The sequence below is a fragment of the Pseudoselenomonas ruminis genome (genome assembly GCF_008271295.1).
GTDB lineage: Bacteria > Bacillota > Negativicutes > Selenomonadales > Selenomonadaceae > Selenomonas_A > Selenomonas_A ruminis.
This window is the reverse complement of sequence record NZ_VTOY01000020.1, coordinates 1-14,415: the sequence shown is the minus strand read 5'-3', so window position 1 is coordinate 14,415 and position 14,415 is coordinate 1. Positions and strand designations below refer to the sequence as shown.

The following is a 14,415-nucleotide window of genomic DNA, read 5'->3' as shown; positions in this document are numbered from 1 at the left end:
TGGTATACTAAGGGGTAAATGAAATTTTGTACGTTCGATTGCGATTCGATAGGAGATTGAAATAAATGGAAAAGAAAAAAGTAGTTGTAGCAATGAGCGGCGGCGTCGACAGTTCGCTTACGGCGGCTTTGCTCGTCGAGCAGGGTTATGATGTCATTGGCATCACGATGCGGCTTTCCGAGGAGAGCCGCGACTTTGACTGCAACGACCGCGGCTGCTGCAGCCTCGCGAGCGTCGATGATGCCCGCCGTGTGGCCGAGACCATCGGCATTCCGCATTATACGGTCAACTTCAAAGAGGCGTTCCAGCGCGACGTCATCGATTATTTTCTCGCGGACTATGCCAAGGGCTGGACGCCGAATCCGTGCATTGCCTGCAACCGCTATATGAAGTTCGGGCTGTTGCTCGATAAGACGCTGGAGCTGGGCGCTGAGTTCCTGGCTACGGGCCATTATGCGCGTATCGAGCAGGAGGAAAATGGCCGTTATGTGCTCAAGAAGGGCATCGACGTCCATAAGGATCAGTCCTATGCGCTCTACCATCTGAATCAGAAGACCCTGCGTCATTTTATGCTGCCGCTCGGTGGCATGACGAAGGTGCATACGCGCGAGCTGGCCGAAAAATTCAACCTGCCGGTGGCGCATAAGCCCGACAGCCAGGAAATCTGCTTTGTGCCGCACGATGATTACAAGGCCTACCTGCGCGACAAGAATCCTGCCTGCCTCAAACCGGGCAATATCGTCGACCGCACGGGTAAGGTGCTCGGCCGTCACGAGGGCGTACCGCTCTATACGATTGGCCAGCGCAAGGGGCTTGGCATTGCTGCGCCTGAGCCGCTCTATGTCACGGAGCTTGACATGAAGCACAATCAGGTTATCGTCGGCGGGGCAAATGATGTTTATGCCGAGGGGCTCGTTGCCGGCGACCTCAACTGGATTGCCTTTGATGAATTTACGGAGCCTTGCCGTTATGCGGCCAAAATCCGTTATGGCAAAAACGAGAGCATGGCCAGCCTCTCCCTGCGCGAAGATGGCCGCCTGCAGGTTGACTTCGACGAGCCGCAGCGGGCAGTGACGCCGGGACAGTCAGTGGTGTTCTACGAGGGAGATACTGTAGTCGGCGGCGGCGTTATCGAAGAGGCCTGCCGTACTATCGGCTGAAAAGCAGGATTTTTAACGGACAAGTCGAATACATACATTTGTGACTAAGTTGAGGCAGGAAAATTCGAAAGAAGGATTGTATGACACTCGATTCGAGTAATGAAACTGTAGCAATACTATACGATATCGAAAATGCACCGTTTGAGATGCTCAATTACACGCTGGGCAAGGCAAGGCGTTTCCAGCCCTGCCGGACCATCGTTGTATCGGACTGGGAAGCGCACCCGGAGCAGAAGCGCTGGGAAAAACTCATGCGCCGTCCGGGCTTTACGTTCCGTCAGATAAGCCGCACCTATCAGGGCAAGAATTCGCTGGATTCCGCGATTTACGATTCGGCGGCGCTTCTCTATCAGGAGGGCGTCCGCAAGTTCTTTATCATCACGACGGATTCGGACTTTGTCCGCATCGCCGAGCTCTTGAACTCGAAAACGCCGTCGTATATCATCGGCGTGGGAACCAAGCAGGCAAGCGAAACCTTGCGGAACGCCTATAATGAGTTTATGGTCTATCCGCCTGAGGAGAAAAAGAAGCCCGTCAAAAAGGCCGAAAAGAAGCCGGAAAAGAAAAAGGATACGCCAGCTGAGGAAAAGAAAACAAAATCGGTAAAACCAGCCAAGGGCACGAAAAAGAAAAGTGACAAGGCTAAGGTTTTGGAACCGGCAGTGGCAAAGGCTGAGCCTACGAAGAAGGCGCCGAAGAAAAAAGCCTCTGCCCCCCAAGCGGCAGAGGCCAAACCAGCTGCGAAAGAATTGCCGCTGGCCGATGGCACGATGACCGTCAAACTGCCCAAGAGCCTGCGCAAGTCGCTTGAGGAGCGCAAGCAGGAAGAAGGGGTATCCCTGGATGAACTCGTTACGTATCTGATTATGAGGGGCCTTGCCCGCTGACGAAGGAGCACTTTGGATGAAACGACAAGAACAGGTTTTATTCTATCAATTCCGCGATATGGAAAAATTACAGCTGGCCCGTAAGGTGCTGAGCCGCATGAATATTGTTTCAAAGGTGATTCCGGTCGATGCCTGGACACAAAAGGTCGGGTATCTGTTGGGGATGAAGGGGTTCAAGGCCGCGGGCAAACCCGATGCCGATGACGATTTTGTCTTTCCCCATGAGGTGATGGTCCTGCAGAACATCCGCAACAAGCGGCTGGATGAAGTGCTAATCGCCCTGCGGAAGGCCGGTGTATCGAAAGTGCAGTACAAATCGGTAGTGACGCCGTTCAATACGTTGTGGACCCTGCGCCGCCTCTGCGAGACAATGCAGAAGGAACATGCCGTTATGGTCCAGCAACAGGAAAAGGAAAAACAGAAAACGGAGTAAGAACAAGCAATATGAAAAACGAAGACCTGGAAAAAACACAATATATGAAACCTGAGGATATGGCGGCGCTGAAAAAAGGGAAAGCGCCAAAACTTTCCGATACGCAGGAATTGCCTGCCGTAGGGGATGATTTGGGCATCAAGCCGCCGTTCCCGAAAGCTGGCCAGGCTGCTGGCAAGGTGCGCGAGTTATCACCGGATGGCAAAAAGCCAGAAGCGGAGCAGGAAAAGAAAAAATTCCTGACGCCGAAGCGCAAGCGGGCGCTGCTGCTCGGCGGTGGTTTTGCCGCCGCGCTGCTCATCGGTTTTATGATTGCCGGTTACAATCAGGATAAGTCCGATGCCCAGCATGCCCGTCAGGTGCAGGAGCAGCAGATGAAGGACAAGGAAAAGAAGATTGCCGAGCAGGAGACGGACCTCAAGGCGCGCCGGGCGGAACTGGAGAAACAGAAGAAGGAATTGCAGGAGCGCCAGCGCCAGTTAGAGGAGCAGTCGAGCCGGGCCAAGGGCCGCAACGAACAGCTCGGCGACAGCGCGCCGACTTCGACGATTGGCAAGATTATCGATAAGGTGACGGGCAAGGAAGCGGATCGCAACCAAAAGGTTGAGCAGAACAAACAGCAGAGTGCTCAGAATGATACGGCGGCCGCCGATGTGGGAAAATCCATCGAAGACGCCCAGCGCATGCTCGACGAGGTCAATGCCAAGCTGGATTCGGTGGAATCGATGAAAGCCGAAGCCGGCCAGTTAAAGGACAAGGCTGCGGCTGCTTATGAGGAAAATAAAGGCGTTATCAATCAGGCAATCCATTATGCAAAGGTTGGTGCCGGCCTTTTGGAAGGCTGGCTGTCGCGCTGATTGTCACAAACTACGAGAAAGAAGGCATAACCTTTGAAAAAATTATTTGCGATTATGCTGGCGGTGCTGTCGCTGGCGGTTGCCACTGGCTGCGGTACCTCGAAAGATGCCGCCAGCGGCAAGAAGGACTTGCAGCCGATTACGATTGGCCTGATGCCGGATACCGATTCGGTGCCGTTTATCATTGCACAGGAAAAAGGCTACTTTAAAGAAGAAGGGCTTGAGGTAAATCTCCAGCAGTACAAGAGCGCTATGGATCGGGATTCGGCGCTTCAGAGCGGCAATCTCGACGGCGCGGTTTCAGACATGCTGGCCGTTGCTTTTGCTAAGTCCGGCGGCTTTGACGTCAAGGTTACGTCGTTTACCGATGGCAGTTATAAATTGATTGCGAGCAAAGAGTCGGGGATCAAAGATGTCAAGAGCCTTGCGGGTAAGGACGTATCAGTATCGCGCAACACGATTATTGAATACGTGACGGACCAGATTCTGGCCAAGGAGAACATGACCGAGGACAGCATCAACAAGGTCATCATCCCGCAGATTCCGACGCGTCTTGAGATGCTGCAAAATGGCAAGCTGGCAGCCGCAACGCTGCCTGAACCAATGGCCAGCATTGCCGTTCACAATGGCTGTCAGTTTGTGACGGGCTCCGATGAACTCGGCATCAATCCGGGCGTCATCATGTTTACGGCCAAGGCGGCGGATAGCAAGAAGGCCGAGATTCAGGCCATGTACCGTGCCTACAACAAGGCCGTGGCTTATTTGAATCAGGCGGACCGTTCCGAATATATTGACCTTATCATCGAGAAAGGCGGATTCCCGCCGGCTGCGAAAGACGCCTTGAAGCTGCCGAAGTATCATGAAGCCGCTTTGCCGAAGGAGAGCGATGTGGTGGATTGCATTACCTGGCTCAACAGCAAGAATCTCATCCGTGAGACATACAGTTATAAGGACATCGTTCTTGACTTGTTTGGCAAATAATTTTAGTGAAAGAGAATCAATACTATGATTGAAGTAGAGCATTTGTCTGTCGGGTATGATGCCGATGGAAAAAAACAGATTGCCCTTCATGATGTCAGCCTGACCGTTCCGCAAGGGACGGTCTGTGCCGTTATAGGGCCTTCTGGCTGCGGCAAGTCCACGCTTATGAAAGTGGTGGCGGGCCTGATAAAAAACTATCAGGGAACGGTGCGGATTGGCGGTCGTCCCGTGAATCCGCAGAAAATGAAAATCGGATTTATGCCGCAGAATTACGGTCTGCTGCCCTGGAAAACGGTTGGCGAAAACATTTGCCTCGGCTGCCGGATTAAAGGGGAAAAAGCGAAGGATTTAGCCGCGCGGACAAAGGCGCTTTGTGCACGGCTCGGAATCGCGGGGCTTGAGAAGCGCTATCCCCATGAGTTAAGCGGTGGCCAGCAGCAGCGCGTGGGACTCGCGCGGGCATTTTTGCTGCGCCCGGACATCCTGCTGATGGATGAGCCGTTTTCGGCGCTTGATGCGATTACGCGTGAGGAGATGCAGGAGGTATTCCTCTCCCTCTGGCAGGAAAACCACATCACGACGATGCTCGTGACCCACTACGTCGAAGAAGCCTTGTATCTCGGGCAGCGGATTGCCCTGATGTCAGCGAATCCCGGCTTCGTGCAGGAAATAATTGAAAACCCGCTGGCCGGTAATGCCGCTGAGCGCCAGCAGCCGGAGTTCTTTGCCATGGGGCAAAGCCTGCGGGAAAAAATCCGCGAAATGGGGGGCAGGTCATGAGAAACAGCAAGCAGGTATTGCGCTCTTATGCGCTGGGGGCACTCTTTTTGCTCCTGCTGTGGTGGGGCGTGGCACTGCTCGTGGAGCTGCCGATTATCCCCACACCGGATAAGGTGCTGGCAAAACTTGGCCACGTATTTGTCCACGCCATCGCCATCCACAGTGCGTACAGTTTGTGGCGTATTGCCGCGGGGCTGGGACTGGCGGTGCTCATCGGCTATCCGCTCGGACTTGCCATGGGCTATTGCAAAAAGGCCGACCGATTCTTGGCGCCGCTCGTGTATTTAACCTATCCGATTCCGAAAATCGCCCTGCTGCCGATTTTGATGCTGCTCGCAGGCGTGGGGGAATGGTCAAAGATCCTGATGATTTTTTTGATCATCGTCTTTCAGGTGGTCATTGCCCTGCGTGATGGAATCCGGGCGATTCCCGAGGAGACGTATTATCCGCTCTATTCGCTTGGAGCGTCGTTCTGGCAGCTTTTTCGCCATGTGATTTTCCCAGCGTCGCTGCCGAAGTTTTTGACGGCAATCCGCGTGGCCATGGCTACGGCTATTTCGGTGTTATTCTTTACTGAAACCTTTGGCACGCAGTATGGCATGGGGTATTACATCATGGATGCGTGGCTGCGCGTAAATTATTTGGAGATGTATGCAGGCATCGTCGTGCTGAGTCTGCTGGGGCTGCTGCTCTTTGGCATTCTGGACTTGCTCGAATATATGACCTGCCGTTGGCAAAAGTGAGGTGGTGGCCGTGAAAAAACTGGGATGTCTTGTCGTTTTGCTCGCAGTGCTGGCAGCGATTGGCGTTGCGGGCCTTAGCGGCCGCAGTGACTTCTTTCCCTTTGGCCGGGAGAAGGGCGATGGTTCGATAAAAATCATCGCCGAAGGCCAGCCGGATGATGCGATGATGAAAGATGTCCGTGAGGCTACGGACGCGTTTAACCGGACGATGGAACAGGTCATGGGCATCAGGCTTCAGCGCAATGTCAAAGTATATGTGGGCGGAACCGAGGCGGACTATCAAAAGATTCTCGAGCGGGAATTTAATTTGCCGCCTGAGGAGGCCAAGACGATTGCCGATATTTCGGGGGGCTGGACCGGTGGCAAGAAGGCCGTTACGGCCATCAATGGCAAGGCCGGTGTCATGAATAGCAGCAGTGACCGCATCAGCACCACGGCGCATGAGCTTTTCCATCAGGTGCAGTACGAGCTCAGCGATGGCAATGATACCGATGAACAGGCACTGTTTTGGCTCGAGGAAGGCTCGGCCGATTATGTGGGCGCCGATTTGGCCGCAAGGCTTGGCGGCAAGTCCATGCAAAAGTGGATTCTCGATGTCAAGGCCGAGCTGATGGGCGCACCGCGCACAGTCTCGCCGCAGAGCCTGCAGCACAATACGCTCGAGCAGCGTAAGGCCTTGATGGGAAAAGACCTTCATTCCTATCAGATGTCAGACCTTATGACCTGGTATTTGCTGACAACCCGGGCCAAAGGACATGAGGGCGAAAAGCTCGCGCAGTATTTCCGTCAGCTAAAGGAAGTCAAGCAGGGCGAAGCGGCCTTCCAGAACACCTTTGGCATCAGCCTCGAGGATTTCTTGCGGCAGTTTGACCGCTGGTGGAAAGAAGAACAGACAAAGCCGGCCGTCCTCCATATCGAGGCGCGTGAGGGCGTGAGCCAGGCGTTGGCCCGTTCGCTCGAAGCCGAGACCAAGGCGGTGCAGACGATGTTCCAAAGCCGGCTGGGGCAGCAGCTGCACGGCGAATACCAGATTGTGCTGGCCAATAACCAGGACGACTTGGCCGAAGCCGTCAAGACGTATTGCAGCATCCCCGAGGATAAGGCCAAGGAATTGGCAGCCTCAAGCCTCTGGATTGAAAATGGCAGTACGGTCCTGTTAAATGCCTCGCAGATTGAGTCCGACCGCCAGCAGAGTTTTACGGTCGGGGTTATGCTGATGCGCGTGATGCTTGGACAACGCATGGGCCAGCCGGAACGCAGTGTTGAGTGGCTCATGCGCGGGTCCGGTTACCTCATGGGCGTAGCGCGCCTCGGTGAGAAAGGACTCGGAACCCTGCCGCAGTACCAGCGGGCCTGGCTCGATTCACTGCGCAAGGCCGGACGTTTGCCGCAGCTTGCGCAGATGAGTACGGCCGATGGCTTCCGTCAGGTCTCGCAGAGTTATTCGGATGATACGGCCTCGGTTATGGCGGAATATGCGACGGCTGAGCTCGTGAGCCGCCGTGGCTGGCCATCGCTGATACGTTGGGCCGAAGCTGTGCGTACTACGGGCGATGCGCAAAAGGCCTTCCGTCAGATATTTGGGCAGAGCAGTGTTGATTTTGAAGCTGAACTGCAAAGCCGGGTCCAGCGCCAGCTGGTAAATGCCCGTTAGGAAGTTATCATGTATACAAAAAATAGACCTTTACAAACTATTTTGGCTGTGCTAAGATAACTCCTGTAAGTAAATAGCTTATGGCAATGGAGCCATACAGGATATGACCTGCGGACGTTTGCGTCTGGCGGATTATTCTGTATGGCTTTTTCGTATGTAATGATTTATGAAAAGGATGGTACATGATGGAAGATTTACTCTATGTAATCCCGGCAAACTCCAGCAAAGAAGAAGTACTTGAGCTCGTCAAGTCGCATCCCGAAATCAAATTCGTTTCGCTCGTCGGCGTCGACATGGCTGGCAACGACACGGATGAAAAGATTCCGGTCCGCATTTTCCTCAAAGATATCGATGATTTCTATGCCGGCACGGCCGTACAGACCGATGGTTCTTCCGTTGTGCTCACGGGTATCGCTACGCTGAATAACGCAAAAGTCGATATGCCGATTGACCCATCCGTTAACTGGTTCGTTGACTACAACATGGAATACTACGATGATGAAACGGGCAAGCCAGTCGGCACGCTGCGCATCCCGTCCTTCCTCGTACATGAGGGCAAACGCGTTGACTCGCGTGCTGTGCTCGCTGACTCGATGGAATACGTCAAGAACGAGCTGCTGAAACTCTTCAAAGAGAATCCGAAGATGTCCGGTCTTGAGAGCATCGATGGCAACGACGTTGTCGATATTTCGTTTACGTCGGCTACGGAGCTTGAGTTCTGGGTCAAGACGCCGCTTGAGGAAGCAGCTATCGAAGAGATGTCCGCTTCGCAGGTCATGCAGGAGCAGTATTGGGAGCGTACGCATGGTGCAGTCCGCACGGCTATGGAAAACTGCCTGCTTGAGCTCGACAAATACGGTTTCAGCGTGGAGATGGGTCACAAAGAGGTCGGCGGCCTTAAGGCACAGATTGACGAAAATGGTCATATGACGCATGTCTGCGAGCAGCTCGAGATTGACTGGCGCTTTGCCGATGCCCTGCAGGCTGCCGATAACGAAATCTTCGTCCGCACGGTCGTCAAGGAAGTATTCCGCTCCATGGGCCTCGAGGTCAGCTTCAAGGCGAAACCGATGATTGGCCTGGCTGGTAACGGTGAGCATACGCACATCGGCATGGCTGCCATCACGAAAGACGGCAAGCTCCACAACCTGTTCACGGCGGACGATCAGCTCAAAGACTTCATGAGCTCGGTGGGCTATGGTGCCATCATGGGCCTGCTCAAGAACTATGAGAGCATCAACCCGTTCGTTTCGGCTACGAATGACTCGCTGAACCGCCTCAAACCGGGCTTCGAGGCTCCGGTCTGCATCGTCACGTCGCTGGGCCACAAACCGGATCAGCCGTCCCGTAACCGTACGATCCTGGCCGGCCTTATCCGCGACCTCGGTAACCCGTATGCTACGCGTTTCGAGCTCCGCGCTTGCAACCCGTACACGAATACGTACCTCGTTCTCGCTGCCATTTACTCCGCATGCCTCGATGGTATCAAGGTTGCTGTTAAACACACGACGGCAGAGCTTCTGGCTGAGCTTTCCAAGGAAGCTGGCGAAGAAGGTTTCTACCTCGAGAAAGACCGCGCATACCGTTCCGAGAAGGATGTCTTCGAAGACTACACCGAAGAAGAGCGTGACCGCCTGTTTGGTGCTCCGCCGGCTACGGTTTGGGAGAACATGCAGAACTTCGAGACCTATGCTGAGAAGAAAGCTGTCATCACGAGCGGCGGCGCACTCAACGACCAGATCATCAATGCGTTCCGCGATGGTGCGCTGATTCGCTGGAAGACCGAGCTCATTTCCCGCATCATCCCGGAGAACCGCGACATCGTCCGCAAGGCCCGTGAAATCAAATCCGATTTCGTCACGGATCAGGATTCCTACAACTGGAACAAGATCAACGGCATCCGCACCTATCTGGCAAAAGACAGCATCGACGAGAAATCGCTGTTCACGCTGCTCATCAACGCCCTCAACGAAGGCGACTATGCAACGGCATCGGGCCTGCAGGTCGAGATGTACGACAAGGTCGAGGAGCTCAAAGCACTCTACGATTCCTATTCCAAGAATATGATTTGATAGGTTCCTATCGGTAAGACGAGACCATCCTTTGTGGGTGGTCTCTTATTTTGTTATGATGCTGGGAGAAAGAAAACGAGCTTCACTTCTAGCTGAAAAAGCGACTGCTGGTTGACGTATAGAAAACCGCCTGATTGGTCATTACATCATTTGACTTGTCAGGCGGTTTATTCATAAACACAACAATGGCGTATTTATAATTTCGTATTCAAGAAATAGAGGTTCTTCTGTAGTTTTGTAAGATAATCATCAAGAAAAATGACTATCGTTCTGGATGGTTTGGTTCTTGTAATTTGTGGAAAAAATCGCAGGCAAAATCAAGAAATAATTGGCGTTTCTCGATGGGAAACGTGGAGTAGGCTAGCAAGAGTTGCTGTTCTCGTTCTGATAAGAGCAGTTTGTCAGCTAATTCTGCTACAATATTGGAACGATGGTTGACAAACATTTCGCCTGTGCCATGGCGCAGGTATTCTTCGTTTATATTATATTCAGCTGTAAGTTGAGAAATGACACGCTCTGTAATAGGGCGTGTTTCTTTTTCATATTGGCCGATAGTAGTTTGGCTAAGGTTGAGGCGTGCTCCAAAGTCAGTTTGATTCATACCTAGTTCTTTGCGGAGTTTCTTTAGTCGGTTACCAATGCTCATATATTTTTCACCTCTCTATACAAGAGTATAAAAAAAAATATAGTGAAAAGCAATATTAAAGGAAAAGAATATCTTGTGTTAATAATTGAAAAGCACTATAATATAAATAATAATACCCAAAATCACTATCTGAGGTATTATGAATATATTTGCTATAATACGGCGTATATATGCGAAACAAATAAACCAATAAATGCGATAATTATAATAAGTAAGTTGTAAAGAGGTGAACGCTGTGGGGATTCGTCGGGATATTTTTTATCGGCAAATCGGAGCTAAAATCGCATATTATCGCACATTGTACGGTATGGAGCAAAGCCAGTTGGCAGAAAAGATTCATATCAGCCAAAGTACTCTGAGCCGAATCGAACGGGGGAAGTACGGCGAGAATATATCTATTGCCATGTTGCTCGATATAGCGGAGGGGCTGGAAATAGATCCATCACTGCTAACGACGTTCACGGTATTAGAAAAGAGTATGTGGAACTACAAACTATATCCCGATATGTAATATGTTGTGGGAAGGTTGGTGACCGTTTATGTCTATGGTGATAATGAATAGTGGGGCGGCCATGCATGCGCTTCGTGAAAGCAAAAAAAATTCTAATAAATTATCGAAAGATTTGAAAAAAGCAGCTAATGGGATGAAAATCAGTGGCGCTGGGGACGGTGCAGCAGAGTATTCGATTTCAGAGAAAATGCGAGTGATGATACGTTCGTTGGGGCAAGATATAGAAAATGCCAAAAAAGGGATTGATTTGGTCAAGATTGCCGAAACGGGAATGCAAGATATCATTGACGAATTGCGAGATATGAAGGCTATGGCCATAGATTCTGCTAACGACCATAACAGTGAAGTAGATAGAGCAGTATTGCAAAAAGAATTTGCATCACGTATGGCAGGAATAGACAATATCGCGGCTACAACTAATTACAACGGGAAAATATTGATGGATGGGAGGTATTGGTACAAGGAATATGACGAGATGTTGTCAGGAAGTAATAGTGGTATGAATCAGTCTAATAAGACTAGAAATTCCAATCTGTTGATAAATACGAAAAATCTAAATACAGTATGGGGGATGCCACAGCTTGTGAGGTCGAAACTTTTCCTAGAAAATACTTCGAAAGAGCAGGCAAAATTAAATCCAAAGACGCCACCGACTGAAAATGCGATTGAAAATATGTTTCCAACATCACCGACGGGAAAAGCTTTTTTGTTGGACTATGGTTATCTTGATGGATATATGCCAAATGAGTATGATAAAACTAAGAAGTTTCCTCGTGAATATAAAAAATTAGAGATGCCAAATGTTATTCAAGGAAATTTTTTACCACCTATATATCAAAAAGTTGAGAATGGGAGTATAAAAGAATATACGGCAAATAATATGCCACAGGATGGGCAGACTGTATATGTAAAAAATAAGGATAATACATATACCCCATGCGTTTTTTATGGAAAAACCTATGATGATGCAAGTATAATTACCATGGATTATTCTGATGTATCATATGGCGAAAAAAGATATCAAGCGGAGTTGGATTTTAGCAATGCAAACATAAATGGTAAAGCTTTGAAATTCCCATCAGATTTAAATAATCAAAGTATCACGATTATGTGCAAAGAATGCGAGCAATATATTGGGATAAAATTGGAAACTGGCAGGCCAGCAGGGACGGGAATCATGTATAAAACAGATGAGGGAATAAATGGAAAAAAGATAAAAAATTCATATGTTTACGCTATTGGGCTTGGTACTGATGATTGTGCAGAAGCGGATGTTTTGGAAAATATTTTCAAGGGAATAAAAGCAGCTAATGACGCTGCAGGCATGGAATATCAGTTAAATGACACACTATTAATATCAAAAATACATTCTGTAATGCTTTATCATGATATAGAAAAAGGGACATATAGTTTTTTAAAGAAAGACCAGCCGATGGTGATTTATAATGGAGGAATTGGTGCATTAAGTGGAGGTGGAGAAGAAGAGGCGCAAGCACCTAATCCGGACCCGCCAGAGCCGGACCCGCCAGAGCCGGACCCGCCAGAGCCGGACCCGCCAGAGCCGGACCCGCCAGAGCCAAATCCACAATATGAGCGTAGGAGCAAGCGATTTGAGGGTAATCCGCTGATTATCCACTATGGACCTAAGCAGAATCAACATTTGCGGGTGTATATCAATGATATGCACACCAAAGCTATGGGGTTACAGGATGTGGTAATTGACCCCATAGAAGAAGCTAGAAAGGCGATGGGAAAGTTAGATGAGGCATTGGATTACGCACTGAACGAATTAACCCGTATGGGAGCATATCAGACAAAACTCCAATACACCATAGATAACAATACCACAGCCGAAGAAAATATAACTAGTGCGGAAAGTGTTATTCGCGATGCTGATATGGCAAAATCTATGATGAATTACGTCAAGGATAATATCTTAACGCAAACATCTAAGGCAATACTGGCGCAAGCCAACCACAATAGAGGGTTAGTGCTTAATTTATTACAGTAAAAATAATATATGGTTGTTTATCTGTTTATAAAGGATCGGTGATTTATATGGCTATGGTAGTTAGACATGACACAGCCGCTGTAATGGCTTTGCATGAAAACGATAAAAACTCTAATAAATTATCGAAAGATTTGAAAAAAGTAGCCAATGGGATGAAAATCAATGGTGCTGGGGATGGTGCAGCAGAGTATTCGGTTTCAGAAAAAATGCGAGTGATGATACGTTCATTGGGGCAGGATATAGAAAATGCAAAAAAGGGGATTGATTTGGTTAAGATTGCCGAAAAGGGAATGCAAGATATCATTGATGAATTGCGTGATATGAAGGCTATGGCCATAGATTCTGCTAACGACCATAACAGTGAGGTAGATAGAGCAGTATTGCAAAAAGAATTTGCTTCGCGTATGGCAGGGATAGACAATATCGCGGCTACAACTAACTATAATGGGAAAATATTGATGGATGGAAGGTATTGGTACAAAGAATACGAAGAAATATCTGGATTGAGCAGTTTAATGAATTCGATAAAATTAGACAAAACTCAATCAAAAAATTTTAACGTTGTATGGGGAATGCCACAATTAAGTAAATCGAAAATTACGTTTGAGAGTAATAGCGCAAAGAACGTATCCTCGATAGTTGAGGGGGATGTTACGAATTTGGTATTTGATGGTAGTGCTAGTAAATATAAAGAAAATGAAATTACAGGACTATTTCCGGAAGCTGTCGGGATAACAAAAGATGCTGGATTTGGTGGAATAGAAGGATATTCTCCGCCGTACTATAAATATGTTACTAAGGACTTAAATGGGAAATATAATATATATTCTAAGACAGAGACGGAGTATCCTTTTGCAGATAAACCTCTTTATAAAATTAATAAGCAGTATAGAAAGATACCTCCTATTGGTACGGAAGTAACTACTGTCTCTACATTTGGAAGCGCGGAATATTATTCAGCTGTAATAAAAGAAGAAATTGGTACAGGAAAAATAATTGCGGAAGCAAATAATAGTACTGTTGCAATGAGCAGTGAAAATGCATCAAACAGATATACAGGAGTAGAAATAGATTTTGCAAATGCGGAATTAAATGGAAAAAAAGCTAAGATTCCAGATGATTTTCATGGACAAGGATTTTCGATAACAAGAAAAAGCTATGCAAAAACATATGATGGTTATATAACAAGTATCATATTTGATGCAACTTTAGATATGGGCGAAGGGATTTTATTATCATCAGATAGTCCTAGAGAGGGAACTCCTATTAGTATTGACCCCGTGCAAAATGAAAAAGAGCTAGAAAAATCATACAAATCGCTATGTTACAGTGCATATATAATAGGGATAAAAGGAGCTAATTCAGCAGATGATTTAGGAACTGCGTTGATGAATGGATTGAAAGATGCTCAACAGCCGTGGGAAGAACATTATAAGAATTATTATAATATAGATGATTTGGCTGAGGATACAGCTATAACATTGCCTGGAGGAAGAGGGATGTTCGTAGTAAAATATGGTTCTACTTATGCGTTAAAAATGCTCAACGGGCAAGGTGCTGGGGAAGTTCGTAAGGTTATAACGAATGGAGTTATTGGGATGAGTGGCACAATAGGAAAAATAGAAACTTTGCCAGAGCCGGACCCGCCAGAGCCGGACCCGCCAGAGCCGGACCCGCCAG

General features: G+C 48.7%; 13 protein-coding genes. 12 read left to right on the top strand and 1 reads right to left on the bottom strand.

The window, feature by feature from the left end; genetic code table 11:
- Positions 1-65 precede the first annotated feature (65 nt).
- From mnmA to FZ040_RS12960, 9 genes are all read left to right on the top strand, one after another.
- The gene (gene mnmA / locus FZ040_RS13000) at positions 66-1,160 is read left to right on the top strand and encodes a tRNA 2-thiouridine(34) synthase MnmA (protein WP_149172393.1); all 1,095 of its coding nucleotides are present in this window, start codon (positions 66-68) and stop codon (positions 1,158-1,160) included.
- Between the two features lie 80 nt (positions 1,161-1,240).
- Positions 1,241-2,047 (top strand): NYN domain-containing protein, encoded by an 807-nt coding sequence (locus FZ040_RS12995; protein WP_149172392.1) that lies wholly within the window; start codon positions 1,241-1,243, stop codon positions 2,045-2,047.
- A 16-nt stretch (positions 2,048-2,063) separates the two neighbouring features.
- The gene (locus FZ040_RS12990) at positions 2,064-2,480 is read left to right on the top strand and encodes a DUF3783 domain-containing protein (RefSeq protein WP_149172391.1); all 417 of its coding nucleotides are present in this window, start codon (positions 2,064-2,066) and stop codon (positions 2,478-2,480) included.
- Positions 2,481-2,491: 11 nt separating this feature from the next.
- Positions 2,492-3,337 carry a coiled-coil domain-containing protein gene (locus FZ040_RS12985; RefSeq protein ID WP_149172390.1) on the top strand — a complete coding sequence of 282 codons (846 nt, stop codon included), beginning with the start codon at positions 2,492-2,494 and terminating at the stop codon, positions 3,335-3,337.
- Positions 3,338-3,370: 33 nt separating this feature from the next.
- Positions 3,371-4,318: an ABC transporter substrate-binding protein gene (locus FZ040_RS12980; protein ID WP_255448897.1), complete on the top strand. Its 948-nt coding sequence runs from the start codon at positions 3,371-3,373 to the stop codon at positions 4,316-4,318.
- A gap of 24 nt (positions 4,319-4,342) precedes the next feature.
- Positions 4,343-5,098, top strand: a complete 756-nt coding sequence (locus FZ040_RS12975; protein WP_149172389.1) for an ABC transporter ATP-binding protein — start codon at positions 4,343-4,345, stop codon at positions 5,096-5,098.
- Positions 5,095-5,841 (top strand): ABC transporter permease, encoded by a 747-nt coding sequence (locus FZ040_RS12970; RefSeq protein ID WP_149172388.1) that lies wholly within the window; start codon positions 5,095-5,097, stop codon positions 5,839-5,841. Before FZ040_RS12975 ends, FZ040_RS12970 begins: the two co-directional genes overlap by 4 nt.
- Before the next feature lie 10 nt (positions 5,842-5,851).
- Positions 5,852-7,495 (top strand): hypothetical protein, encoded by a 1,644-nt coding sequence (locus FZ040_RS12965; protein WP_149172387.1) that lies wholly within the window; start codon positions 5,852-5,854, stop codon positions 7,493-7,495.
- 185 nt (positions 7,496-7,680) lie between these two features.
- Positions 7,681-9,567 carry a type I glutamate--ammonia ligase gene (locus tag FZ040_RS12960; protein ID WP_149172415.1) on the top strand — a complete coding sequence of 629 codons (1,887 nt, stop codon included), beginning with the start codon at positions 7,681-7,683 and terminating at the stop codon, positions 9,565-9,567.
- 262 nt (positions 9,568-9,829) lie between these two features.
- Here the strand turns inward: FZ040_RS12960 and FZ040_RS12955 are convergent, their stop codons facing one another.
- Positions 9,830-10,213: a helix-turn-helix domain-containing protein gene (locus tag FZ040_RS12955; RefSeq protein ID WP_149172386.1), complete on the bottom strand. Its 384-nt coding sequence runs from the start codon at positions 10,211-10,213 to the stop codon at positions 9,830-9,832.
- A 235-nt stretch (positions 10,214-10,448) separates the two neighbouring features.
- On the opposite strand from FZ040_RS12955, the gene FZ040_RS12950 reads away from it, so the two are divergent.
- The 3 genes from FZ040_RS12950 to FZ040_RS12940 form a co-directional block, all read left to right on the top strand.
- Entirely contained in the window at positions 10,449-10,724 is a 276-nt protein-coding gene (locus FZ040_RS12950) for a helix-turn-helix domain-containing protein (RefSeq protein ID WP_149172385.1), read from the top strand.
- A 28-nt stretch (positions 10,725-10,752) separates the two neighbouring features.
- Entirely contained in the window at positions 10,753-12,735 is a 1,983-nt protein-coding gene (locus tag FZ040_RS12945) for a flagellin N-terminal helical domain-containing protein (protein WP_149172384.1), read from the top strand.
- A 47-nt stretch (positions 12,736-12,782) separates the two neighbouring features.
- A partial coding sequence (locus FZ040_RS12940; RefSeq protein ID WP_187620349.1) for a flagellin N-terminal helical domain-containing protein occupies positions 12,783-14,415 on the top strand: 1,633 nt, incomplete at its 3' end.

Coding starts and splice junctions, on each gene's coding strand:
- FZ040_RS12995 (WP_149172392.1), top strand. CDS start 1,241: ATGACACTCGATTCGAGTAATGAAACTGTAGCAATACTATACGATATC.
- mnmA (WP_149172393.1), top strand. CDS start 66: ATGGAAAAGAAAAAAGTAGTTGTAGCAATGAGCGGCGGCGTCGACAGT.
- FZ040_RS12985 (WP_149172390.1), top strand. CDS start 2,492: ATGAAAAACGAAGACCTGGAAAAAACACAATATATGAAACCTGAGGAT.
- FZ040_RS12960 (WP_149172415.1), top strand. CDS start 7,681: ATGGAAGATTTACTCTATGTAATCCCGGCAAACTCCAGCAAAGAAGAA.
- FZ040_RS12955 (WP_149172386.1), bottom strand. CDS start 10,213: ATGAGCATTGGTAACCGACTAAAGAAACTCCGCAAAGAACTAGGTATG.
- FZ040_RS12945 (WP_149172384.1), top strand. CDS start 10,753: ATGTCTATGGTGATAATGAATAGTGGGGCGGCCATGCATGCGCTTCGT.
- FZ040_RS12975 (WP_149172389.1), top strand. CDS start 4,343: ATGATTGAAGTAGAGCATTTGTCTGTCGGGTATGATGCCGATGGAAAA.
- FZ040_RS12970 (WP_149172388.1), top strand. CDS start 5,095: ATGAGAAACAGCAAGCAGGTATTGCGCTCTTATGCGCTGGGGGCACTC.
- FZ040_RS12990 (WP_149172391.1), top strand. CDS start 2,064: ATGAAACGACAAGAACAGGTTTTATTCTATCAATTCCGCGATATGGAA.